At 69.8% G+C, this 22,177-nt stretch carries 18 protein-coding genes and 3 pseudogenes; 11 read left to right on the top strand and 10 right to left on the bottom strand.

Annotated features, from left to right (window positions below; translation table 11 throughout):
- Window positions 1–83: 83 nt before the first annotated feature.
- The 4 genes from AC07EJ_RS39450 to AC07EJ_RS39435 are packed head-to-tail and all read right to left on the bottom strand — an operon-like array spanning window position 84 to window position 2,416.
- Entirely contained in the window at window positions 84–1,172 is a 1,089-nt protein-coding gene (locus AC07EJ_RS39450; RefSeq protein WP_478886032.1) for a hypothetical protein, read from the bottom strand.
- The gene (locus AC07EJ_RS39445) at window positions 1,156–1,332 is read right to left on the bottom strand and encodes a hypothetical protein (protein WP_478886031.1); all 177 of its coding nucleotides are present in this window, start codon (window positions 1,330–1,332) and stop codon (window positions 1,156–1,158) included. Before AC07EJ_RS39445 ends, AC07EJ_RS39450 begins: the two co-directional genes overlap by 17 nt.
- Window positions 1,322–2,269, bottom strand: coding sequence for an integrase core domain-containing protein (locus tag AC07EJ_RS39440; RefSeq protein WP_478886030.1), 948 nt, complete (start codon window positions 2,267–2,269; stop codon window positions 1,322–1,324). Before AC07EJ_RS39440 ends, AC07EJ_RS39445 begins: the two co-directional genes overlap by 11 nt.
- Window positions 2,270–2,284: 15 nt before the next feature.
- Window positions 2,285–2,416, bottom strand: coding sequence for a hypothetical protein (locus AC07EJ_RS39435; protein ID WP_389488760.1), 132 nt, complete (start codon window positions 2,414–2,416; stop codon window positions 2,285–2,287).
- A 78-nt stretch (window positions 2,417–2,494) separates the two neighbouring features.
- On the opposite strand from AC07EJ_RS39435, the gene AC07EJ_RS39430 reads away from it, so the two are divergent.
- The 10 genes and pseudogenes from AC07EJ_RS39430 to AC07EJ_RS39385 form a co-directional block, all read left to right on the top strand.
- A complete protein-coding gene (locus AC07EJ_RS39430; protein ID WP_389488818.1) occupies window positions 2,495–2,656 on the top strand; it encodes a hypothetical protein in 162 nt (53 codons plus the stop codon).
- A 365-nt stretch (window positions 2,657–3,021) separates the two neighbouring features.
- Window positions 3,022–4,062 (top strand): LacI family DNA-binding transcriptional regulator, encoded by a 1,041-nt coding sequence (locus tag AC07EJ_RS39425; RefSeq protein ID WP_389488758.1) that lies wholly within the window; start codon window positions 3,022–3,024, stop codon window positions 4,060–4,062.
- A 131-nt stretch (window positions 4,063–4,193) separates the two neighbouring features.
- On the top strand, window positions 4,194–7,331 hold the full coding sequence (locus AC07EJ_RS39420) for an alpha-mannosidase (RefSeq protein WP_478886029.1): 3,138 nt from the start codon (window positions 4,194–4,196) through the stop codon (window positions 7,329–7,331).
- Complete coding sequence (locus AC07EJ_RS39415; RefSeq protein WP_389488753.1) at window positions 7,328–8,638, top strand: ABC transporter substrate-binding protein; 1,311 nt, start codon at window positions 7,328–7,330, stop codon at window positions 8,636–8,638. Before AC07EJ_RS39420 ends, AC07EJ_RS39415 begins: the two co-directional genes overlap by 4 nt.
- 11 nt (window positions 8,639–8,649) lie before the next feature.
- Window positions 8,650–9,606: a carbohydrate ABC transporter permease gene (locus AC07EJ_RS39410; RefSeq protein ID WP_389488751.1), complete on the top strand. Its 957-nt coding sequence runs from the start codon at window positions 8,650–8,652 to the stop codon at window positions 9,604–9,606.
- Window positions 9,603–10,442: a carbohydrate ABC transporter permease gene (locus AC07EJ_RS39405; RefSeq protein WP_389488749.1), complete on the top strand. Its 840-nt coding sequence runs from the start codon at window positions 9,603–9,605 to the stop codon at window positions 10,440–10,442. Before AC07EJ_RS39410 ends, AC07EJ_RS39405 begins: the two co-directional genes overlap by 4 nt.
- Window positions 10,439–11,737, top strand: a complete 1,299-nt coding sequence (locus AC07EJ_RS39400; RefSeq protein ID WP_389533963.1) for a glycoside hydrolase 5 family protein — start codon at window positions 10,439–10,441, stop codon at window positions 11,735–11,737. Before AC07EJ_RS39405 ends, AC07EJ_RS39400 begins: the two co-directional genes overlap by 4 nt.
- A gap of 32 nt (window positions 11,738–11,769) precedes the next feature.
- Window positions 11,770–14,007, top strand: a complete 2,238-nt coding sequence (locus AC07EJ_RS39395) for a glycoside hydrolase family 3 protein (RefSeq protein ID WP_389488744.1) — start codon at window positions 11,770–11,772, stop codon at window positions 14,005–14,007.
- Window positions 14,008–14,044: 37 nt separating this feature from the next.
- Window positions 14,045–16,729 carry an endo-beta-N-acetylglucosaminidase gene (locus AC07EJ_RS39390; RefSeq protein ID WP_478886028.1) on the top strand — a complete coding sequence of 895 codons (2,685 nt, stop codon included), beginning with the start codon at window positions 14,045–14,047 and terminating at the stop codon, window positions 16,727–16,729.
- Between the two features lie 378 nt (window positions 16,730–17,107).
- A pseudogene (locus AC07EJ_RS39385) lies at window positions 17,108–17,407 on the top strand (transposase family protein); the annotation flags it as partial.
- Window positions 17,408–17,610: 203 nt separating this feature from the next.
- Here AC07EJ_RS39385 and AC07EJ_RS39380 read toward each other — a convergent pair.
- The 5 genes and pseudogenes from AC07EJ_RS39380 to AC07EJ_RS39360 form a co-directional block, all read right to left on the bottom strand.
- Window positions 17,611–18,696 carry an integrase core domain-containing protein gene (locus AC07EJ_RS39380; RefSeq protein WP_478886027.1) on the bottom strand — a complete coding sequence of 362 codons (1,086 nt, stop codon included), beginning with the start codon at window positions 18,694–18,696 and terminating at the stop codon, window positions 17,611–17,613.
- 79 nt (window positions 18,697–18,775) lie between these two features.
- Window positions 18,776–19,101, bottom strand: a pseudogene (locus tag AC07EJ_RS39375) (transposase); the annotation flags it as partial.
- A 155-nt stretch (window positions 19,102–19,256) separates the two neighbouring features.
- Window positions 19,257–20,552: a serine/threonine-protein kinase gene (locus AC07EJ_RS39370; protein WP_478886026.1), complete on the bottom strand. Its 1,296-nt coding sequence runs from the start codon at window positions 20,550–20,552 to the stop codon at window positions 19,257–19,259.
- A gap of 184 nt (window positions 20,553–20,736) precedes the next feature.
- Window positions 20,737–21,177, bottom strand: a complete 441-nt coding sequence (locus AC07EJ_RS39365; RefSeq protein ID WP_389488735.1) for a VOC family protein — start codon at window positions 21,175–21,177, stop codon at window positions 20,737–20,739.
- Between the two features lie 202 nt (window positions 21,178–21,379).
- Complete coding sequence (locus AC07EJ_RS39360; RefSeq protein ID WP_478886025.1) at window positions 21,380–21,646, bottom strand: hypothetical protein; 267 nt, start codon at window positions 21,644–21,646, stop codon at window positions 21,380–21,382.
- 41 nt (window positions 21,647–21,687) lie between these two features.
- On the opposite strand from AC07EJ_RS39360, the gene AC07EJ_RS39355 reads away from it, so the two are divergent.
- Window positions 21,688–22,095: a hypothetical protein gene (locus AC07EJ_RS39355; RefSeq protein WP_478886024.1), complete on the top strand. Its 408-nt coding sequence runs from the start codon at window positions 21,688–21,690 to the stop codon at window positions 22,093–22,095.
- On the opposite strand, the pseudogene AC07EJ_RS39350 reads toward AC07EJ_RS39355, so the two are convergent.
- A pseudogene (locus AC07EJ_RS39350) lies at window positions 22,078–22,177 on the bottom strand (IS481 family transposase); the annotation flags it as partial. The gene AC07EJ_RS39355 and the pseudogene AC07EJ_RS39350 overlap by 18 nt on opposite strands.

Below are 22,177 nucleotides of genomic sequence, written 5' to 3'. Positions count from 1 at the left end.
GCGTGGCTGGGAACGCGGCCGGTGACCTGCGCGGACGAGATTTCCGGCAGGCGCAACGCCAGTCTCAGCAGCACGACTGATCATCATGCCGCGCCCACCGCCGCCACGCGATAGCGACGACTCAAGCGGTCTCGGTCGGCGCCGAAACTCGCTCCCACCTGCATGGATGAGGTATTCGGCAAGGGCAGGACCGGGGCGGGTGCGGGCCCACGGAGGGGCTCGCCGCCGTCCGCCCAGCGCAGCGTTCTGCTGAGGTCGCCCCAGTCCCTCGGCATGCCGCTGTCGACGGCCTCCGGCGGGAAGTGGGCGCCGCATCGCTCCGTGAGCAGGTGCGCGAGGCCGGCGGGGATGCGCGGGCGTTCCTCCGCGTCCGAGAAGGCAGGGAAGAGGCCGCCGCCCAGGTGCACCGCGCCGGGGAAGCGGGCGATGGCCGCCACCTTGGGGCGGGAGAGGAGATCCTCGCCGGTGTGCTGCCCCAATTCCTCGGCGAAATAGACGAAATGGGAGAAGCCGAACACCCAGTAGCCGACGCCCTCCGCGCACCCGCCGTCGTCGCCGTATCCGCTCAGGAAAGTCTCCATCGCACGGCGGCAGCGCCCGAGGAGGCGGTCGAGGCGCGGCCCCCGCTCCCACAGGGCCAGGGCCGCGAGTCCGGACGCGCCCGCGCACACCGCGGCCCAGTTGTGCGCCCAGCCCTCCCACGGCAGGAGCCGCTCGTCGTCGGCGAGCAGGGACAGGACGCGCCGGTCCACGTGCTCCCGCACCCGCGCGGCCACCCGTATGTCGAGCCGGTCGCCGCACACCCCCACCGTCTCGGCAAGGAGGTGCGCGGTCAGCGCGGCGGACAGGTCGAGGCACTGCTCCATGCCGCGGTCCAGGGACGTCGCGTGGAGGTCGTGCGCGGGCAGCGCCCAGGTGTACTCGTCGCAGACCGACCACAGGGCGTCCGCCAGATCGTCGGTCGGCGCGGCCGGGTCGGTCAGGGCCTCGGCGGCGAGCGCGAGCACGTGGGCGCGGCGCTCGAAGTACGCAGTCTCGTACGCGAGCCGGTTGCCGTCGTCGGCGAACCGTCGATACCGGGAGAACGGCAGGTCGGGCATGGCCGTACGGGCGTGGGCGGCCGCTGCCGCCGTCCGGATCTCGGCGCGGAGCCGCTCAGCGGGCGATAGCATGGATGTCCGTTTCTCCGAAGGAATCCGTCCCCGCCCGCTCGAACGCCGTCATGTGGCCGCAGTTGCGCCACAGCACGAACAGCGCGCAGCCGGGCAGTACCGCGAGGCCCAGCAGGGGCTGCGCTTGCCGAAAACTCCATCCGTGCAGTTCAAGCGGCATCTTGGTACTCGTGGAGGACTCCGCCGAGGCGCTCTCTCCGGCGTACCTTCAGCCGGGTGATCTGTGCGGGGTTAAGCGGTTCAGGGACGGGGCGCTGAGGCGCTGCCTTCTGGAGCGCTTGGTGAGGTCGGTGGGTGTTGTAGTGCAGTTCGAACTGGCGGAGCGCGTGGCGTAGGTGGCGTTCGTTCCGGATGAGGGTGCGGTCCAGCAGTTCGTGGCGGCAGGTCTGGACCCACCTCTCCATGATGGCGTTCATGCGCGGGATCCGGACGCCGGTGAGCATGACCTGGATGCCGGCGTCGGCCAGGATCTCGTCGAAGAGGTCGGGGTACTTTGCGTCCCGGTCCCGGATCAGGTACTGGACAGCGGTGTTGGCGTCCGACAGGTCCATGACCAGATTGCGGGCGGCCTGAGTGAGCCAGGCCGCAGTGGGGTGCGCGGGGGTGCCGAGGATGCGGACGCGACGGGTGGCATGTTCGACGACGGTGAGGATGTACTGGCGCCGTCCAGTCAGGGTGACGGTTTCGATGAAGTCGCAGGCCAGGAGGGTGTCGGCTTGGGAGCGGAGGAAGTCGGCCCAGGTGGTGGCAGCCCGGTCGGGCGCCGGGGCGAGGCCCTCGGAGGTGAGGATTTCCCAGACGGTGGAGGCGTCGATCTGGACGCCGAGGGTGGTGAGTTCGCCGTGCACTCTGCGGTAGCCCCACGATGGGTTCTCGCGGACCAGGCGCAGGACCAGTGTGCGGATGGAGGGGACGGTGGGTGGTCGGCCCGGCTTCTTCGGCCGGCAGGTGCGTGCGTGGTGCCGTTTGATCAGTTCGAGGTGCCAGTGCAGCACGGTGTCGGGCCGGACCAGTAGCCGGAGCCGTCGCAGGGACTGGCGGGCCAGGGGCGCCAACAGAGCGGCAAGGAACGCCCGGTCTTCCGCAGTGAACTTCACTCGGTCTGCTTCGAGCTACCGCTCCAGGACGGTGAGTTGGTGGCGCAAGGCGAGGATTTCCGCGTCCTTGTCGCGGTCGCTCATCGGCAGTAACCGCAGTGCGGCGAACATGTTGGTGGGGGTCAAGTTGGCGAGACGAAGCAACACGAACTCATCCTGCCGCACCGTCGATGATGCTCCTGAGCTGTATGGATGACGTTTTCGGCAGGCGCAGGATCCAGGCGGGTGCCGAAACCCGCTCCCGCCTGGATGGATGAGGTATTCGGCAAGGGCAAGGTCACCCCCGTGCTCACCGCGCTCGGGCACAAGATCCCGGCCGGCGCCCTCACCGTGACCACGGCACAACAACTCGCCGCGATCGCCGGGCACGACCCCACCCTCCTGTAATCCCCACCAAGATCGACGAGTTATTCATCGGCAGGCCCCTGGTCGAGCGGGCGCTCTCCGCCCGTAGCCGGTGGCGCAGCTCGTGGCGCTGAGGTTCGACAGCGGCCCATCCATCAGGAAGTTTGGGCGCTTGCGCCTGCCGGAGGCGGCTCGGCGCAACAGCGGCTACGCCCCCGGTGCCCAAAATTCAGGCAGCCATGGCGCATCGAACCCGCGCCCGCCAAGGTGGGGTGACAATGAGCCCGGGTGTGACCGCAGCGGCGCGGCTAAAGCGCTAAAGTATCCGGGCAACGACACTCTGGGTCGCTCCGCCCATGCCCAGACCGGGGCCACGATGAGCGCCCCGCGACACGATGGGGCTTCATATGGGATCCGATGCGCGCCGTCCCACCCTGCGCGACATCGCCGACCACGTAGGCATCTCCGAGGCCGCCGCCTCCTTCGCGCTCAACGGGAAGCCCGGCGTGTCCGAGGCCACCCGGCAGCGGGTGCTGCAGGCGGCCAAGGAGCTCGATTGGTCGCCGCACCACGCGGCGCGCGCGCTGACCGGGGCCGGCACCGCGACTGTGGGCCTGGTCATCGCGCGCAGTGCGCAGGACGTCGGCTCCGAGCTGTTCTTCCACCGGCTGATGACCGGCATGCAGGCGGTGCTGAGTCGTCGACAGTACGCCCTGCTGTTGCAGGTCGTGGACTCCGTCGACGAGGAGATCGCCGTCTACCACACGTGGAAGCGGGAGAATCGGGTCGACGGTGTCGTGCTGGTTGACCTGCGGCGCGACGACCCGCGGCCCGAGGCCGTGGCGGAACTCGGCCTGCCCGCGCTGATCGCGGGCGGGCCGGACCCGGCGGGCGTCGTCCCGTCGGTGTCCATCGACGACGCGGCGGCGATGGCGTCCGTCATGCGGCATCTCAAGGAGACGGGACACGAGCGGGTCGCCTACCTGTCGGGGCCGATCACCCTGCTCCACGTCCACCGCCGTATCGAGTCCTTCTGGCGCGCGTCGGCGGACCTCGGCATCGCGGACTGCCGCAGCCATGCGACGGACTTCTCGGCCGGCGCCGGCGACAGCGCGACCACGTCCATGCTGCGCGGCGACCCGAGGCCGACCGCGCTGATCTACGACAACGAAGTGCTCGCCGTCGCCGGTGTCGGCGCCATCCGGCGGATGGCGCTGCGCATCCCGGAGGACGTCGCGGTGGTCGTCTGGGAGGACACGCCCGTGTGTACGGTGCTCCAGCCTGCCCTCACCGCGCTGCGCCGCGACCCGGCCGGCTTCGGCGCCGACGTGGCGGAACGCCTACTCAAGGTCCTGGCGGGGGAGAAGGTGGCCGACTTCGAGGAGCGGGTGCCCACCCTGGTGGCCCGGGCGAGCACCATCGGCGAGACGCCCGCCGACGCGGACTGACGCGCGCCGGGCCGCCTGCGCGTAATCGAACAATGTCAGGCCCGGAAGGCGTTGACACTGGCAACTTAAGCGCCTTAGTGTCCGGTCAGTTCACCGATCATGACGATCCAGCCAGGGAAGCAGAAGCACTCATGCATCACGCGCCGCGTACCACGCTCGACCGGCTGGAGCGCGTCCTGCGTCAGCGCCTGGTCCCTCGGATCCACACCGGGCTGTCCGCGGTGAACCTCTCCGCGTGGCCGGTCGACGGCGACGGCGAGCCCGTGCCCGCCGCGCACGCGCTGAATCTGACAACGTTGTCAGATCGGTCCGCCCCCGTCTACGAGCCGTTCGCGGTCGGTGACCGCTGGGGCCCGGCCTGGGCCACCACCTGGCTCCGCGTGGACGGCGCCGTACCCGAGGAGGCCCGCCGCGACCCGGAGCGGATCACCGAGCTCGTGCTCGAACTCGGCTGGGAGGACCACTCGGTGGGCGGTCAGGCCGAGGCCATGCTCTACCGGCCGGACGGCTCGGTCATCAAGGCGATCCACCCGCGCAGCGGCTGGCTCCGGCTGACCGGCCCGGGAACCCCGCCCGGGGTGCTGCGCGCGGACGGGACCTTCACCGTCTACGTCGAGGCCGCCGCCAACCCGCTGGTGCTCGGCCTGCCCCCGTTCGTCACCACGTCGCTCGGCGACAAGCACACGGCCGGGCCCGCGCCGCTGTACCACCTCGCCCGCGCCGAGGTGTGCGACTTCGACTCCGGGCTGTGGGAGCTGGTGCGCGACCTGGAGGTTGCCGGCGGGCTCGCGGCCGAGGTGGGGGAGGACGAGCCCCGGCACTGGCGGCTGCTGCGGGCGGTCGACGCGGCACTCGACGCCGTCGACGAGCAGGACCTCACCGCCACCGTGCCCCGGGCGCGGGCGGCACTCGCCCCCGAACTGGCCAGGCCCGCCCACTCCAGCGCCCACCGGATCACGGCGGTCGGCCACGCGCACATCGACGCCGCCTGGCTGTGGCCGCTGCGCGAGACCGTCAGGAAGGTCGCCAGGACCGTCTCCAACGTGCTGGCGCTGATGGACGCCGACCCGGACTTCGTGTACGCGATGTCGTCGGCGCAGCAGTTCGCCTGGCTGGAGGAGTACCAGCCCGAGCTGTTTCAGCGGGTACGCGCCCGGGTCGCCGAGGGCAGGTTCGTACCCGTCGGCGGCATGTGGGTGGAGTCCGACACGACGATGCCCGGCGGTGAGGCGATGGTCCGCCAGTTCACCTATGGCCGCCGGTACTTCACCCAACGGCTCGGCGTGCAGCCCGAGGAGGTCTGGCTGCCGGACAGCTTCGGCTACTCCGGCGCACTGCCGCAGCTCGCCCGGCTGGCCGGCTTCCGCTGGTTCCTCACCCAGAAGATCTCCTGGAACGACACCAACACCTTCCCCCACCACAGCTTCTGGTGGGAGGGGATCGACGGCAGCCGCGTCTTCACCCACTTCCCGCCCGCCGACACCTACGCGGCCGAGGTGACGGCCAAGGAACTGCACCACGCCGTCGCCAACTTCCGTGACAAGGCCGACTCCTCGCACTCCCTGCTGCCCTTCGGCTACGGCGACGGCGGCGGCGGACCGACCCGCGAGATGCTGGCCCGCGCCGCCCGCTTCGCCGATCTGGAGGGCGCCCCCCGCGTCGCCGTCCGCAAGCCCTCCGCGTTCTTCGCCGAAGCCGAGGAGGAGCTCGGCGACGGCGCGGCGGTGTGGGTCGGCGAGCTCTACCTGGAACTGCACCGCGGCACGTTCACCTCCCAGCAGGCCATGAAGGCTGGCAACCGCCGCTCCGAGGCCCTGCTGCGCACCGCCGAGTACCTGGCCGCGAGCGCCACGGTGCGCACCGGCGTCCCGTACCCGGCCGCCGAGCTGGACGAGATCTGGAAGACGGTGCTGCTCCACCAGTTCCACGACATCCTGCCCGGCTCGTCCGTCTCCTGGGTGCACCGCGAGGCCCGCGCCACCTACGAGGACCTGACCGGGCGGCTCACCGAGTTGATCGCCCGCTCCGGCAAACAGCTGTCGCACGGCGCCCCCTCGAGCCATCCCGCCGGGATTATCTCCCCGCTGCCCTGGGCCGGCCGCGGCGCCTGGGAGGCGGTGCCGGCCGCCTGCGGCACCGCTGCCGACGCGGTGTCGCTGACCGCGCTGGACGGCGGCGGACACGAGCTCGACAACGGGCTGCTGCGGGCCGTCGTGGACGCCCGCGGCCATGTCGTCTCGCTGCGCGACGCGGCCACCGGCCGCGACCTCGTGCCCGAGGGCCGACCGCTCGGCGTGCTGCAGCTGCACCGCGACGAGCCGGTCCGCTGGGACGCCTGGGACATCGACCGCGACGCCGCCCGGATGCGCACCGACCTGACCGAGCCCGCCTCCGTACGAGCCCGCACGCGCGAGGACGGCACGGCGGAGGTGACTGTGGAGCACACCTCGGGTCTGCCCGGCGGCTCCCGCCTCACCCTCGGCATCGGCCTGGCACCGGGCGAGCGGCAGCTCGCGATGGAGCTGACCGCCGACTGGCGCGAACGCGAGCGGCTCCTGAAGGTCGCGCTGCCCCTGGCCGTGCACACCACCACCGCCCACTACGAGACGCAGTTCGGCTACGTCGAGCGCAGCATCCACGCCAACACCAGCTGGGACGCTGCCCACTACGAGGACTGCGCCCACCGTTACGTGCACGTCGCCGAGCCGGGCTTCGGTATCGGCGTCGTCAACGACTCCCTGTACGGCTGCGACGTCACTCGCCTTGGCGGACCCGGCGGCGGCGCCGTCGTACGGCTGTCGCTGCTGCGCGCGCCCACCTTCCCCGACCCGGAGACCGACCAGGGCGTGCACCAGATGCGCTGGGCCGTCGTCCCGGGCGAGGACCACGCCGCGACCGTGGCGGCCGCCCACGCCCTCAACGCCCCGATCGTCGAGGACCTGCCCGCCGTCGAGCCGCTGCTGGAGCTGGCGGAGACCACCGGCCTGCTGGTGCTGGACACGGTCAAGCTCGCCGACGACGGCAGCGGCGACCTCGTCGCGCGCCTCTACGAGGCCCAGGGCGGCCGGGCAGCAGCCACCCTCCGCTGGGCGGACGTGCTCGGCGCCGACACCGTCGTACGCGAGACGGATCTCCTCGAGCGCGATCTCACCCCCGATAGCGGCATCCGGCGCGCGCTGCGCGACGGCAACCGACTCTCCCTCGAACCCTTCCAGGTCGTCACCCTCCGGCTGACGCCCTCTGCCGAGTGCATAGGAGCACACCGATGAGCAGAACCTTCCGCTGGACGACCGCCGGCGTCGCCGCGAGCGCGGCCCTGAGTCTCGCCCTGACCGGCTGCGGCGTGGGAGGCGGCGGGAGCGAAGACTCCGGTGATGCGGACACCGGCGGCAAGATAGCCGGCAAGATCACGTTTCAGACGTGGAACCTCAAGGGCGGCTACAAGCAGTACTTCGAGGGACTCGTCGACGCCTTCGAGAAGAAGCACCCCGGCACCACGGTGAAGTGGGTGGACCAGCCGGCCGAGGGATACCAGGACAAGCTCTCCGCCGACGCCGCTGCGGGAAACCTCCCTGACGTCGTCGACATGGGTCCCGAGGCGGCCCGTACGCTCGCAGACGCCGGCACGCTCCTCAACGTCGCCGAGGACGACCCGAAAGCCGAGAAGAACTACCTTCCGGCCGCGTGGAAGGCCATGACGTTCAAGGACGTTAAGGGCGGCACCTACGGCTACCCCTGGTACCTCAACACGGGCCCGTCGTTCTTCAACACTGCCCTCTTCAAGAAGTGCGGCCTCGACCCGAAGAACCTCCCCAAGACGTACGACGAGCTCTTCGACCAGGCCGCCGTGATGTCCAAGAACTGCGGCAGCAAGGGCATCTCCATGATCGGGCGGCTGCCCACCATCGAGACCTTCGGAATGTACGGCGCCAAGCTCATGGACAAGGACGGCACCAAGTTCACCTTCAACGACGCCAAGGGCGTCGCACTGGTCAAGCGCTACCAGAAGCTCTACAAGGGCAGTGGCTTCACCGAGGAGTCCCTCAACGCGCTCCAGACCGGTGAGGCCGACTCCTTCAAGTCCGGTGAGCTCGGCTGGCTCCCCGGCAGCTCATACACCCTGAGCGACCTCAAGAAGACGGCCCCGAAGGTCGCCAAGTCGGTCGCGATGGGACCGCTCATCGCCAACACCGCGCCGAACATGTACCTCGAATCCCTCGTGGTCAACGCCAAGTCGAAGAACACCGCGACCGCCAAGGCGTTCGCCAAGTTCGTCACCGATCCGGCGAACCAGATGGCCTTCGCGAAGAAGGCCTCCGTTTTCCCCTCCTCCACGGGCTCGCTGGAGGACCCCTACTTCACCAAGGACGACGCCACCGACGAGGGCCAACTCCGCGTCGAGGCCGCCAACCAGGTCGGCAAGTCCGTCGTCTGGTGGCCGCCAGCCTTCTCGGGAACCACCGACGTCGACAACCTGCGTGAACAGATCGCCAAGGCGCTACTCGGCAAGACGACGGCGCAGCAGGCCCTCGACGACGCCGTGAAGTACGCAAACGACCGGCTGGCCAAGCAGTGACCGGCGAAGCGATGACCAGCACGATCACCGCCCCTGAGCGGAATACACGCCGGGCGGGCCGCACCCGCCCCGCCCGGCCCGTGCACTGGGCGCAGGGACGCTGGTACGTGCCGTGGCTCTTCCTCGGCGTCGCACTTGTCGTCGTGTGTACGTTCGTCCTCTTCCCCTTCTTCAACACCCTGCTGCTCTCCTTCACCGACGCCACCCTGCTGCGCGGCGGCCAGTTCATCGGAGTGGACAACTTCCACGAACTCCTGGAGGACTCGCGCTTCCAGACCGCACTGCTCAACTCCACGCTCTACGTCATCTGCGTCGTGCCGGTCATGGTGCTCCTGCCGCTGATCCTCGCCACGCTCGTGGCAGGCAAAGGCCGCCTCCTGGGATTCTTCCGCACCAGCTACTACCTGCCCGTGATCATGTCCCCGGTCATCGTGGGCCTGGTGTGGACGAACCTCCTGAACCGACGAGGCCTCGTCAACGCCGTCCTCGAGTGGGTCTCGGCCGTCAGCGGCCCCATCCCCTTCCTCACCGACCGCTGGCTCCTGCTCTTCAGTGCCATGTTCGTCACCATCTGGATGGGCATGGGCTACTACATGGTCATCTACCTGGCGGCGCTGGCCAGCATCGACCCCTCGCTCTACGACTCCGCCGCGGTCGACGGAGCGGGCACAGTGCGCAAATTCCTCCACGTGACCATGCCCGGCGTCCGCAACACGATGGGCCTCATCGGGCTGTTCTCCTCGATCGCCGCCTTCCGCGTCTTCGGCGAGGTCTACATGCTGACCGGCGGCACCGGCGGCACCGGCGGCGAGAACCTCACCATGACCATGCTGATCCAGCGGGAAGGCACCGGCCTCCAGGCGCGGACCGGTTACGCCGGCGCCATCAGCCTCGTCATGTTCGCGATCATGGCCATTTTCCTCCTGCTGCAGCTCGTGGCACAGAACCGGCAGAGGAAGAACGGATGAGCCGCCAACGCATGCGCATCACCACGGGATCGGCCGCGCGCTACGCGGCCCTGGTCCTCATGTTCATCCTTCTCGCGGGACCACTGCTGTGGCAGCTCTCCTTGGCGCTCAAGGGCCAGGGCGACGACCTCTACGCGCAGCCCCCGCACCTGGTGCCCTCCCACCCGACACTCAGCAACTTCACGGGAGTCCTCGACCGGGTCCCCGTGCTGCGGTTCGTACTCAACTCCGCAGTGGTCGCCCTGCTCGTCGTGGGCGGAAACGTCCTCTTCGCCACCTCCGCCGGGTTCGCACTCGCCCGACTGCGCTTCCGCTTCCGCGGCCTGGCCACGGCGATCTTCGTGGCGGCGCTTCTCGTACCGGCCGAGGCGGTCATCATCGCCCAGTTCCTGCTCATCAGATCCGCCGGACTGACCGACAGCCTGCTGGGCGTGGCGCTCCCGACCCTCGTGGCGCCGCTGAACGTACTGCTGATGCGCAACGCCTTCGCCGGCATCCCCGACGAGCTCGAAGAGGCCGCGGTCCTCGACGGCGCCGGCATCTGGCAGCGCTTCCTGCGGATCTGCGTACCGCAGGTCAAGGGCGTCATAGCAGTCGTCGCGATCTTCGCGTTCGTCGCCTCCTGGAACGACTTCCTCTGGCCGCTCATCGTGCTCTCCGACGAGCAGAACTACACCCTCACCGTCGGGCTGAACATGCTCAAGGGCACGTTCTACGACGACCCGCGGCTCATCGCCGCCGGCACGATCGTCGCGCTCGTACCCATCATCGCGTTCTTCGCCGCCCTGCAGAGGTTCTTCATGCGCGGTCTCGAACAAGGAGGCATCAAAGGATGACCGCGCTGCGCTTCGGTGTGAACTACACGCCGCGCAAGGACTGGTTCTACTCCTGGCTGGAGCCGTCCTGGGACGAGATCCGCCGGGACCTGGACGGCATCGCGTCGCTGGGTCTCGACCACGTACGGATCTTTCCCTTCTGGCCGATCCTCCAGCCCAACCGCACGCTCATCCGGCCGCGGGCGCTCGCGGACGTGCGCGAGCTGGTCCGGATCGCCGGCGAGGCGGGTCTCGATGCCTCCGTCGACGTCATCCAGGGACACATGTCGAGCTACGACTTCGTACCCGCGTGGCTGACGTCCTGGCACACGACGAACATGTTCACCGACGCCGGAGCCCTGCAGGCACAGGCGGACCTGGCCCGTGCGCTACACGAAGCCGTCGCCGACCTCCCCAACTACCTGGGCCTCACCCTGGGGAACGAGGTGAACCAGTTCTCCGGCGATCCGCACCCCGCCCCGATGCGTGCGTCGTCCGACCAGGTCGAGAACTGGATCCGTACGCTGCTGGAAGCCGTGCCGCCGGACGGCAAAAGCCTGCGCCTGCACGCCGAGTACGACGCTGTCTGGTACCTCGACGACCATCCTTTCCTGCCCACGCACGCAGCCCGGCTCGGTGACGTCACCGCGATCCACTCGTGGATCTTCAACGGCACGGCGCAGCGCTACGGCGGCATGTCGGCAGAGAGCGTGCGGCACGGCGAGTACCTCGTCGAACTCGCCCGCGCCTTCGCTACCGACGTCGACCGGCCGGTGTGGCTGCAGGAGATCGGCGCGCCGCTCAACTGCCTCGACGCGTCCGAAGCGCCGGCGTTCTGCGAGCAGGCCGCCCGGCACGCCGCAGACAGTCCGGCCCTGTGGGGTGTGACTTGGTGGTGCTCCCACGACGTCGACCGCTCGCTCGCGGACTTCCCCGAACTCGAGTACTCGCTCGGCCTGTTCGACGCCGACGGGAAGGTCAAGCCCGTCGGCCGCGCGTTCGCCGCCGTAGCCGAAGAGCTGCGTGGGCGCGCCGCCGCACCCGCCCCGCGGCGGGAGGCGGTCGTCGTCGAGGTCGACGCCGACGATGTCCCGGTCCGCCGCGCCGATCTCGCGCCGGGCGGCGCGGTCTTCACGGCCTGGATGGACCTGGCGAGGGAGGGCCGCCGGCCGGCCGTCGTCACCTCGGCGACCGCGGCCTCGGCCGCCGACCGGGCGGCACGCGGGGTCACCGCCGTGCACCTGCCCGCCACCGCAGGCGCGAGTGCCTACTCCGCGGTCAGCGACAGTTCGGCGCTCGCGACGGGCTCGATGTGACCGGGGCGAGGACACCGGACGCGGGGGAGGCGGTGACCGGTACTGCGGACGCGACGCGCGTCGAAGCCCTCCTGGCCGCCATGACCGTCGAGGAGAAGGCCAGCCAGGTCAACCAGCGCCTCTACGGCTGGCGCGCCGTCGAACGGGACCGGCGCGGAGGGTTCCGGCTGAGCGACTACGCCCGCGAGGAGATCGACCGTTGGGGCGGACTCGGCGCCCTGTACGGCCTCTTCCGGGCCGACGCCTGGTCCGGCCGGTCGTGGACGAACGGCATCCGGCCCGAGGAGCGCGCCGAGGCGGCCTCGGTCCTGCAGGAAGCCGTCACCGCAGCAGACCGGCACGGCATCGGGGCGCTGCTGGTCGAGGAGGCGCCGCACGGGCACCAGGCCCTCGGCGGCACCCTACTGCCGGTCAACCTCGCCGTCGCCGCCACCTGGCGGCCCGAGTCCCTGGCCGCGGCGGCTCGTGGTGTCGGCGCCGAACTCGAGGCGAGCGGCGTCCACATCGCCCTTGTCTCGGCCCTCGACGTCCTGCGCGACCCCCGGTGGGGACGCGGCGAGGAGTGCTACGGCGAGGACCCGCTGCTCGCCGCCGAGCTGACCCGCGCCGTCGTCGAGGGCATGCAGGGCGAGGCGCGCTCCCGCGTGGGCGACGGCGGGGTCGGCGTTGTCCTCAAGCACCTGGCCGCGCAGGGCGAGGCCGTCGGCGGACGCAACGGCCAGTCCGCCCACCTGGGACCGCACGACCTCGCCGAGATCCACCTCCCACCCGTCGAGGCTGGCCTGCGTGCCGGGGCGCTCGGCTTCATGGCCGCGTACAACGACATCGACGGCGTCCCCTGCTGCGCCAACCACGATCTCCTGACCACGTATCTGCGCGGCCACCACGGCTTCGACGGGATCGTGATGGCGGACGGGCTCGCCGTGGACCGGCTCGCCCAGATGACCGGTGACCTGCCGAGTGCGGCCCGGGCCGCACTGCTGGCCGGTGTGGACATCTCGCTGTGGGACGAGTCGTTCGGCCACCTCGCCACCCTGGCCGCAGCCGATGAGCAGGTCGCCGACGCCCTCGACGTCGCCTGCCGGCGGGTGCTGACGCTGAAGGACCGGTTCGGGCTTCTGGGCGAGCCCGGTCATCCCGTCCGTCTGGACGCGGCCCGGTCGGTGGTCCGTCTGACCGCGGCGCAGGGGGTGACACGTGACGCCTCACGGCGGCTCGCCGCCGAGTCGCTCGTCCTGCTGAAGAACGGACCCGGCGGCGACGGCACCGCCACACTGCCGCTGGACACCGGCCGGCTGCGGAGCGTCGCCATCGTCGGGCCCTACGCCGATGACGTCCCCGCGCTGCTGGGCGACTACGTTCCTCCGCTGCCGACCGGGTCGAGCCGAAGCATCTCCGAGGCCCTGCGCGCAGTACTGCCCGGCACGGAGGTCACCGTAGGCGAGACCTTCGAGGGCGTGGGGGCAGCGGCCTTCGCTGCTGCTGACGCCGTCGTCGTGGTGATCGGCGGCACCAGCCACCGCTCCTACGACGACGCGTTCGCGGACAACGGCGCCATCGCCGGACGCGCCGGCGAGGCCACCGGCGGTGAGGGCGTCGACCTCGCCGACGTCTCGCTGCCCGCCGGGCAGGACGAACTCCTGCGGGCGGTACGGGGCGCAACCGACGCGCCGGTGACCGCCGTCGTCGTCTCCGGCCGGCCACACGTCCTGACCGGCGCCTTCGAGTACTGCGACGCGGTGCTGTGGGCCGGGTATCCCGGCCCGTACGGCGGCGAGGCGGTCGCCGCCGCGCTGCTGGGCGAGGCAGAGCCCACCGGGCGGCTGCCGATGACGCTGCCGCGGCACCCCGCGGCCGTACCGGTGCGGCACAACGACCGGCAGAGCGCGATGGACTGCTACCGCGATGCCCCGGAGCCGGTCCTGCTCCCGTTCGGATTCGGCCTGGGGTATCGCGATGTGGCGGTCGTCGGTCTGGACGTCACGGTACGGCCGGACGACGTCGTCCTGAGGGTGACCGCGGCGAACCGTTCCGACGGGCCGAGCGGCTCGGTGATCCCCGTCTTCGCCCACCGCTCGGGCGGGACGCGCACGCCCCGTACCCGTGAACTGATCGCCTTCGGGTGGCTCGGCGTCGCACCGCACGCGACGGCCGAGATCACCTGGACGATCCCGGCCGACCGGGTCTTCGCCGATCCGGGCGCGCCGACGGCCGTGAGCCGACTGGACGTGGCGGGCCTGACCCGCACCATCCGGCCCGCACGCGGCTGACCTGGGCAGGACAGCTACTCACAAGGGAGAGAGAAGCATGGCCAGACCCGTACTCGGACGACGGTCGGTGCTCGCCGCCGTCACCGTCGCCACCGCACTCACCGCGGCCTGCGTCAGCCCGCCCATGGCGATGGCGTCCGACACCCTTCCGTGGGAGGGGAAGAGCGCCAAGGGAGTGAACCAGCCCTACCAGCACGGCTATTCGGCGACCACCCTCCTCGACTGGGACCCGCGCACCGACACCGACGCCGGCAGGCTGCGCGCACGGATCCCCCTGCAGAAACGCGCCGGTGCCGACCCAGCCACCCAGCGCAACCCTGATCTGCCCGCCGAGACCCAGAACCTCACCCTGGCCGGCGACTACGGCAACGCCTTCTTCGAGTCGCACCCGTACACCAACGAGTTCAGCCAGTACCTCTTCAACTACTGGCAGTACACCGACGCCTACGCCTCCTGGCACGGCATGCCCACCGAAGGCGTGCCCGAGGACTCCTACGACCCCTCCGCCGAGTGGACCCAACGCTGGTTCGAGTTCGGCTCCGTCAACCTGCCCAACCCCGGCTACACAAACGCCGCCCACCGCAACGGCGCGCGGTCCCTCGGCACCGTCTTCTTCTCGGACAACGACCGCGGCCCGCAGTCCTACAGCGAACTGCTCGTACGCGACAAGAAGGGCGGCTTCCCCGCCGCACGCAAACTCGCCGAGGTCGCCCACTACTTCGGCTTCGACGGCTACTTCTTCAACCAGGAGCAGAGCCAGGTCGCCCCCGAGGACGTCGACGACTACATGGACTTCCTCGCCGCACTGCGCGCCGAGGGCCTGTACGTGCAGTGGTACGACTCGGTCGACGCCGGCACCGGCAAGAAGCTCTACGAGAACGAGTTCACCTCACGGAACGCCCCGTTCATCCAGAACAGCGAGCGCGGCCCGCTGGCCGACTCGATCTTCCTCAACTACTGGTGGAACCACAAGAAGCTCACGGACTCCGCCGCCTACGCTACGTCCCTCGGCGTGAACCCGCGCCGGCAGGTCTTCGCCGGCGTCGAGGCCGGCACCTACCAGTTCGACCAGCCCTACGACTTGGCCGACGACCTCGGCGACGACGGCAGGCCGATGAACGCGATCGCCACCCTCGGCGCGGACTTCGTCCACTCCGACTACAAGCACAAGACCGAGGACGACCACCAGTCGACGGTCTTCGACCGCGAGCGCCGGTGGTGGACCGGCACCTCGACCGGCACCGGCTCGGCGGCCGACGGCCAGTGGAAGGGCATGTCCACCTACATCGCCGAGCGCACCGCCATCACCGGGTCCACGTTCGCGACCACCTTCAACACCGGCCACGGGCTCGGCTACTGGCGCGACGGCGCCCGGGCGAGTGACCGGGAGTGGGGCAACATCGGCATCCAGGACACCCCGGTGACCTGGCAGTGGTGGCTCCAGGGCGCCGGCGCCGACGGCCTCCAGGTCGACTACGACTACGGCCCGGATTACGTCACCGCGGACCGCTTCCACTACGACCAGATCGGCGCCTACGAGGGTGGCTCCTCGCTGGCCGTGAGCGGCAAGCTGTCCGGCGACGCGGTGCTGCGCCTGTACAAGACGGACCTGAAGGTCGTGGACGGATCCAAGGTGAAGCTCACCTACGCGGAGCCGAGTGGCGACGACGCGGATCTCAGCCTCGCGCTCGTCCTCAAGTCGGACCCGAAGAAGACGGTCCGCGTGCCGATCAAGGCATCCAAGCCCGCCCGCGGCGGCTGGCGCACCGCGACCGTCGACCTCTCCGACTACGCAGGCGAGACGGTCTCCACCCTTGGCCTCGGCCTCACGCCCGGCGCCGATCCTATCGACCACTTCCAGCTCAACCTCGGCGTCCTCGCCCTTTCCGACGGCGCCGACCACACCCCGGCCGCCCCCACCGGCTTCCACATCGACCAGGCCCTGACGTCCACGGACGAGCTGAACCTTGGATGGCACCTCGACGACTACAAGGACGTCGTGCGCTACGACGTGTACGCCGACGGCAAGTACCTCGGCGGCGTCTACGACGACACCTTCTACGCCAAGGGCTTCACCGGCACCCACGGCAGGCTCCAACTGGTCGCCGTCGGCAAGGATGGCAGCAAGAGCAAGCCGGCGACCATCGGCTACGACTTCACCCACGGCCCGGGTGACGTCAGCGCGAAGGCGTCCATGGAAGGCACGGTGACCGTGTCCTGGGACGAGCCGGTCTCCCCGGGTGCCGTGGTCACCCTGGCCGCGGAGGACGAGGACCAGGCCGGTCACCGCCGTCGCATCGTCCTGCACCCTGGCCGCGGCGAGACTTCGGCGACGTTCCGCAACGCGCCGGTCGACGGCGGAGCCTTCGTCGCCACGGTGAACCCCACCGGCGGTGGCACCGCCGTCGCAACCACCGGCACCTTCGCCGACACCGAGATCGAGACCTACCCGAAGTCCGCCGCCGAACTGTCCGGAACCTCGCTCACGCTGACCCAGCCCACCCTGGCCGACTGGCACACCCTCACGGTGTACGAGAACGACAAGCCGATCCCGTTCGACACCACATACAGCCAGGGCGAACGCGACCGCGTGATCCGCGGCCGCACCACCCTGGAAGCACTGTCGGTCACCCTCACCAGCGCCAATAGCAAGGTGACCGCTGTACTCGAGGACTACGCCGGCAACCAGGCCGAGACCGTTCTACGGGAAGCCACCGACTGATCCACAGGCCGGCCGTAGGCGACCTCGAGGACGTCGGCCCCTGCAGGGAGCAGTCGGCCCCTGCGGGGAGCATCAGCCCGCAGGGGCACTGGGGCGAACGATCTCGCCTCGCTCATCGTCATCGACGGCGGCGGTTGAGCCGCCGCGGGATCGATCGTCGTGTACGCGCCGTTGCTCAGCAGATTGGCGTGCAGCCCTTGGGGGTTGGCCTACAGGCAGACGACGTCGCCGCGGTCGTCGATGCCGAGGGGCACGCCGGCCGCCACGCCCGTATACCCACGGCGCCGCAGCCGGGCTCCGAGGCAGGGGAGTGTCCAATCAACGGCCCTGTCGCCCATTCGGTGGTGACGGAGCGTCGTGAGGGTCGTTGATATTCGCGTGAAGAATGTCAACGAGCTTGTGCAGGCGGTGTTTTCGGGGCTGTCCCCGCTGGTCATAGAGGAGGTGGCGGACGACGGCGAGCGGATCGTGGTGCGGGCCCGGACGCCAAAGGAGGCCGCTGTCTGCCCGGCATGCGGGGCACTGTCTGGGCAGGTCCACGGTTATCAGCTGCGGACGGTGACCGACGTGCCGGTCGATGACCGCCGGGTGGTGGTCCGTATGCGGGTGCGGCGTCTGGTGTGTCCCACGCTCGGCTGCCGCCACACCTTCCGCGAACAGGTGCCCGGAGTCCTGGAGAGCGCACCCACATCCGCCGCATGAGTGCTTCGAGTGGTGGCGAGCATGTGATCGCTCAGGCGATGCGTGACTGCTTCACGACGACCGACCTGGTAACCGGCGAGACGGCCAATCTGGCGGACGCGTTGTGGGCGCTGCAGCTTCAGTTGGGACGGTGTCTGGGGGCGCCTGACGTGTGCCGTTCGGAAACTCGTCGCCGCTGGTCAGGCCGCGTACCTGTACTCGCTGATCACGCCGCCGAGTATTCGCGTGCGGAGGATCCGGTGAGCGGTCAGGTTGGTCACAGACACCGGGTGCTCTTGGGCGAGGGGCGGGAGTTGTCCCCGAGCCTGGTGCGGGCGATGACCGTTGTAATGCCGGGCATAGGCATCGAGGACCTGCCGGGCGTGGAACTCGCTCCAGATCAACAGGTGGTCGAGGACCTCGCGACGCAGGGTTCCAATGACCCGCTCGCAGTGCGCGTTCATCCGAGGGACCCGCGGCGCGGTCCTCACGACGCCGATGCCGTCGGCCGCGAAGACCGCGTCGAAGGACTCGGCGTACTTCGCGTCCCGGTCGCGGCGCAGGAAACGCAGCGAGTCGACCCGCACGCCCAACTCGACGGCGAGGTTTCTCGCCTGCTGTACCGTCCAGGGCCCGGTGGGATGGGCAGTCACTCCCGCGATGTGGAGTCGGCGTGTGCCGTGTTCGAGGAATACCAGCGCGTACACGCGGCGTAGGTCGACCAGGTCGATGTGGACGAAGTCGCAGGCGATGATGCCCTCGGCTTGCGCGGTCAGGAACTCGCGCCACGTCGGCCCTCCACGGCGTGGGGCTGGATCGAAGCCCGCTGCGGTGAGGATCTCCCAGACCGTTGTCGAGCCGACCGGGTGTCCGAGCCGGACAAGTTCCCCTTGGATTCGACGACAGCCCCACCGCGGGTTCTCGCGGGCGAGCCGCAGCACCAGATCCTTCACCGTACTCGCGGTCGACGGCCTCCCGGGGCGCCTCCGGCGCTTGCTGTAGTCCCACTTGCGCGCGATCAGCCTGCGGTGCCACGCCAGGAGCGTCGCGGGCGTCACCGGGAACACCTGCGCCCACCGGCACCGGGGAATCAGGGAGGACAGCGCCGCGAACCACAGGCGATCTGCCGGCTCGTACCGCACCGGACCCGAGAGCTGCCTGCGCAGCACCGCGTTCTCGTAGCGCAGCACGAGCAGTTCCGCATCCTTGACGGCGTCCCGGCGCAGCAGCACCGCCGGGACCGCGAGCAGCTTCCGAGCCACCTGATACACCAATGAGACGACCACCCGGACAGGCTTCCAGCAAGCTGTCGGGGCTTGCCGGACCCACTCCGAGCAGCAGCGATGAGTTTCCGAACGGCACAGGCAGCGTCGGGCCGCAGCCAGGGCGACACGTCCACTGCCAGGACCAGCCGGCCGTCAGCAGCCCTGGGCAGCGGCAAGTCGGCCAACGCGGTCCGCAGCCGCTCGACGTCCAGACAGCCCTTGCTCAGCGCGCCGTACATGGCGCCGTGCCCGCGTCGGTGCTCCGGCGCCAGCGCCAGGTCCACCAGGGTCTTCACCGGCCCGTCGGTGCACAGCACCGCGTCGGTGAGCTCGAACAGCGCGTCGCACCGCCCGGTCAGGCAGTCGTAGAAGCCCCCGGAAGCGTGACAGTTCCGCGAACGGATCGCACTGCACGCCCTGTGCCACAACAATCACCACCACGGCCTTCGCGTCAAGTCCTGCACATCTTGGACAAGTTCAGGATCACGCGAAGGTCGTACCCCCGTCCCCGGAACACCCGGACGAGTGATCACCAGGTCCACCTGTTCGAAGCCGAACGACAAATCGCAAGCTGACATCGATCACGCCGTGAACACCGTGTACACCAGGTACACCACCACGAGTACGCCCGTCGTGACCCTCGCCGAAACGGCGGCGGTCTTCTTGGGCAGTCTCCTGGCGAGCAGCTCCGAAAGCCCCCAATGCATAGGGCCGACACCGACGACGAGGAGCGAGGTCAGCTCCCGGAACGTCAGGGGCTGCCCGTCCTCGAAGTGCGTCGGCAAGCCGAAGAAGACCATCAACGCCAGGCCCCACAGCAAGGCGAGGACCTCCGCCACGGCCCAACCCCATCCGCCTAAGGGCTGATCCGCTTGCGGCGGCTGGTCCGCCTGGGGTGTGCTGCCGCCGGCCTCGGGGAGCGTGGCAACGTCCACCGGAGCCAGCAGGGTCTGCGCAGCGGCCGCGTGTCCGCGGACAGTTACCGCGGTCCCGGGCTCGGCGGTGCCGGGTTCGGCGGAGGCGCCCAGCGCGCTGGCGGTCGCGCGCAGGATGGCGTGGGTGACCGCCCGCGGCAGCCAGCCCGCGTCCGCTCCGACGTGCGTCGGCGGGGCAGGAACCATCGCGCGGGCCGCGCCGGCAGCGGGACGGGCTGCGGGGTCCTTGGCGAGCGCGGTGCCGAGCAGCGGTACGAGCGAGCCGGGCAGACCGGCCAGATCGGGGTCGCGTGTCGTCAGGTTCGCGAACAGGACCGGCAGGGAGTCGCCGGGGAACGGGGGGCGCCCGGTGCCCGCATAGGCCAGGACCGCGCCCGCTGAGAAAATGTCACTCTCAGGTCCAACATCGGAGCGTTCGAACTGCTCCGGCGACATGAACCCCCAAGTCCCCACGGTCTGCCCGGTGCGGGTCAGGCCAGTCGCGCCGGACAGGCGGGCGATCCCGAAGTCGATCACCTTCGGGCCGTCGACACCCAGGATGATGTTCGATGGTTTGATGTCCCGGTGCACCAGACCGGCCGCGTGCACCCCGGCCAACGCCGTGAACAGACCCGCCGCCAGCTCCAGCATAGACGCCTCAGGCAGCGGACCGAACCGCGCCACCGCCTCGCCCAGCGAGATTCCCGGGACGAACTCGGTTGCAAGCCAAGGGAGTTCTGCATCAGGGTCGGCGCCGACCACCGCCGCAGTGAACGCGGCGCCGACGTTGCGGGCGGCATCAACCTCGCGGACGAACCGACGCCGGAACTCGGCCTGCCCGCCGGCCAGCAGCTCCGGCCGCACCACCTTGACCGCCACCGCCGCGCCGTCCGTGCCTCGTCCCAGGAACACCCTGCCCATGCCCCCGGAGCCCAACACCCCCACCAGCCGGAACCGATCCACCTGGCGCGGATCCTCGGCACTCAATGGCTGCATCTAGTACCCCCGTTAGTCGGCTGGCCCTTACTGCTCAGCCTGCCTCGTCGCATGGCACGAGTGCAGAGCATGGCACGCACGGCCCCGGCTGCTCCACTGGACGGCTGTGCCGGGCAAGACCTCGGAACAGCCGCAAGGTTAAAAGACAAGCTCAGTGCAGTTGCTCGGCCAGTCCGACGATGATGCCCTCCGGGCCGCGGAGGTAGCAGAGCAGATAGCTGTCCTCGAACCGGGCGATCTCGCCGACGAGTTCGGCGCCGTGAGGGCGCAGGCGGGCAACGGTGTCCTCGATGTCGTCGACGGCGAACATTACGCGGTGCGTGCCCAGAATGTTGTGCGGCCGGTTGCGCGGTCCGGCGCTGATCGCCGCGGGGCTGCGGTACTTCGCCAGCTCGAGCCGGCTGTGACCGTCCGGGGTCCGGAGCATCGCGATGTCACAGCGGACGCCGTCGAGTCCGGTGCACTGGTCGGCGACGGGGCCCTCGACCTCCGCCCTGCCCTCCAGCTCCATGCCGAGTTCCACGAAGAACGCGATGGCGGCGTCCATGTCCTCGACGACGATGCCGACGTTGTCCATCCGCTGAATCGCCATGCTGGTTTCTCCTTCTTCCTCATGCGGCCGGTGGTGGCCGCTGATGTCCCTGGGACGGAGCCGGTGGCACGTTCTCGACATCCGCAGACCGCCGAACTCCGAAAAATCGGGATCGCGCCTCAGCACCGCTACAGCAGACCCGCGAGCCAGGCGCCACCACCGAGGGTGAGTGCGGCGCAGGTGGCCGCTCCCATGAAGACGATCAGCCGCAGCGTGCCGTGCGCTGGCCTGGAGCGTCACCGCTGTTCACCTCCGGGAAGAACTGCGTCATATAGGTCGGGGCGCCGGCGAGGGCCTGGACGACGTCGGGGTCGGTCGGCATGCCCGCGTCGTCGACGCAGTAGACGGCCGTGAGGAGCGCGTCGTCGATGTCCTCGGACGCGCGGGCGAGCAGCCGGTCGGCGTCCGCCGGGGCAGGGTTTCTGGTCCACGCGGCGAGCTGGTTCGCGGTGGCATACGGGATGCGCAAAAGGGTTCCTCCAGTGCTCTCGGCCCTGCTTCAATGCGCGCATGGATCAGATTCCGGTGATGTTCGGACTGTTCGCCGGTGGTGCAGGGCTTGCTGCCTGGAACCTCAACAGGCAGCAACGCAAGATCACCAGTCACCTCATCGATGGACGGCGTATCAAGGTCTTCTGTGTCCTGAAAGACCCTCAAGGGCCCGGATGGACGGGCGGGTACTTTGTGATCGAGTCCGGGGCCTGGTCCTGGGAGCCTCGTTCGCGTCATAAGAACCCGTTGATGTTGCCTCCTGATCTGGAAGTGGCGCGTGTACGGGAACCGGGGCTAAGGGAGAGCACACGTCTCAATCGCCGCTTCTTGGTCATGGAGTGCACATCGGCCCAGGGCGAGGTGCTTGTTGCGGCACTGCATGGACACGCCGAGCACGTGTTCATGGCTCTAGCTGTATTGCCCTGAAGCGTTGTTTGCGCGGCTGATGGGGGGCTTGCCTGCGAGTGCGGTGTGGCATCGGTGGTGGTTGTAGGTGTGGAGGAAGTCT

Source organism: Streptomyces sp. NPDC045026, assembly GCF_056432625.1.
The sequence above is the reverse complement of the archived record's forward strand: the minus strand, read 5'-3'. Positions and strand labels throughout refer to the sequence as shown.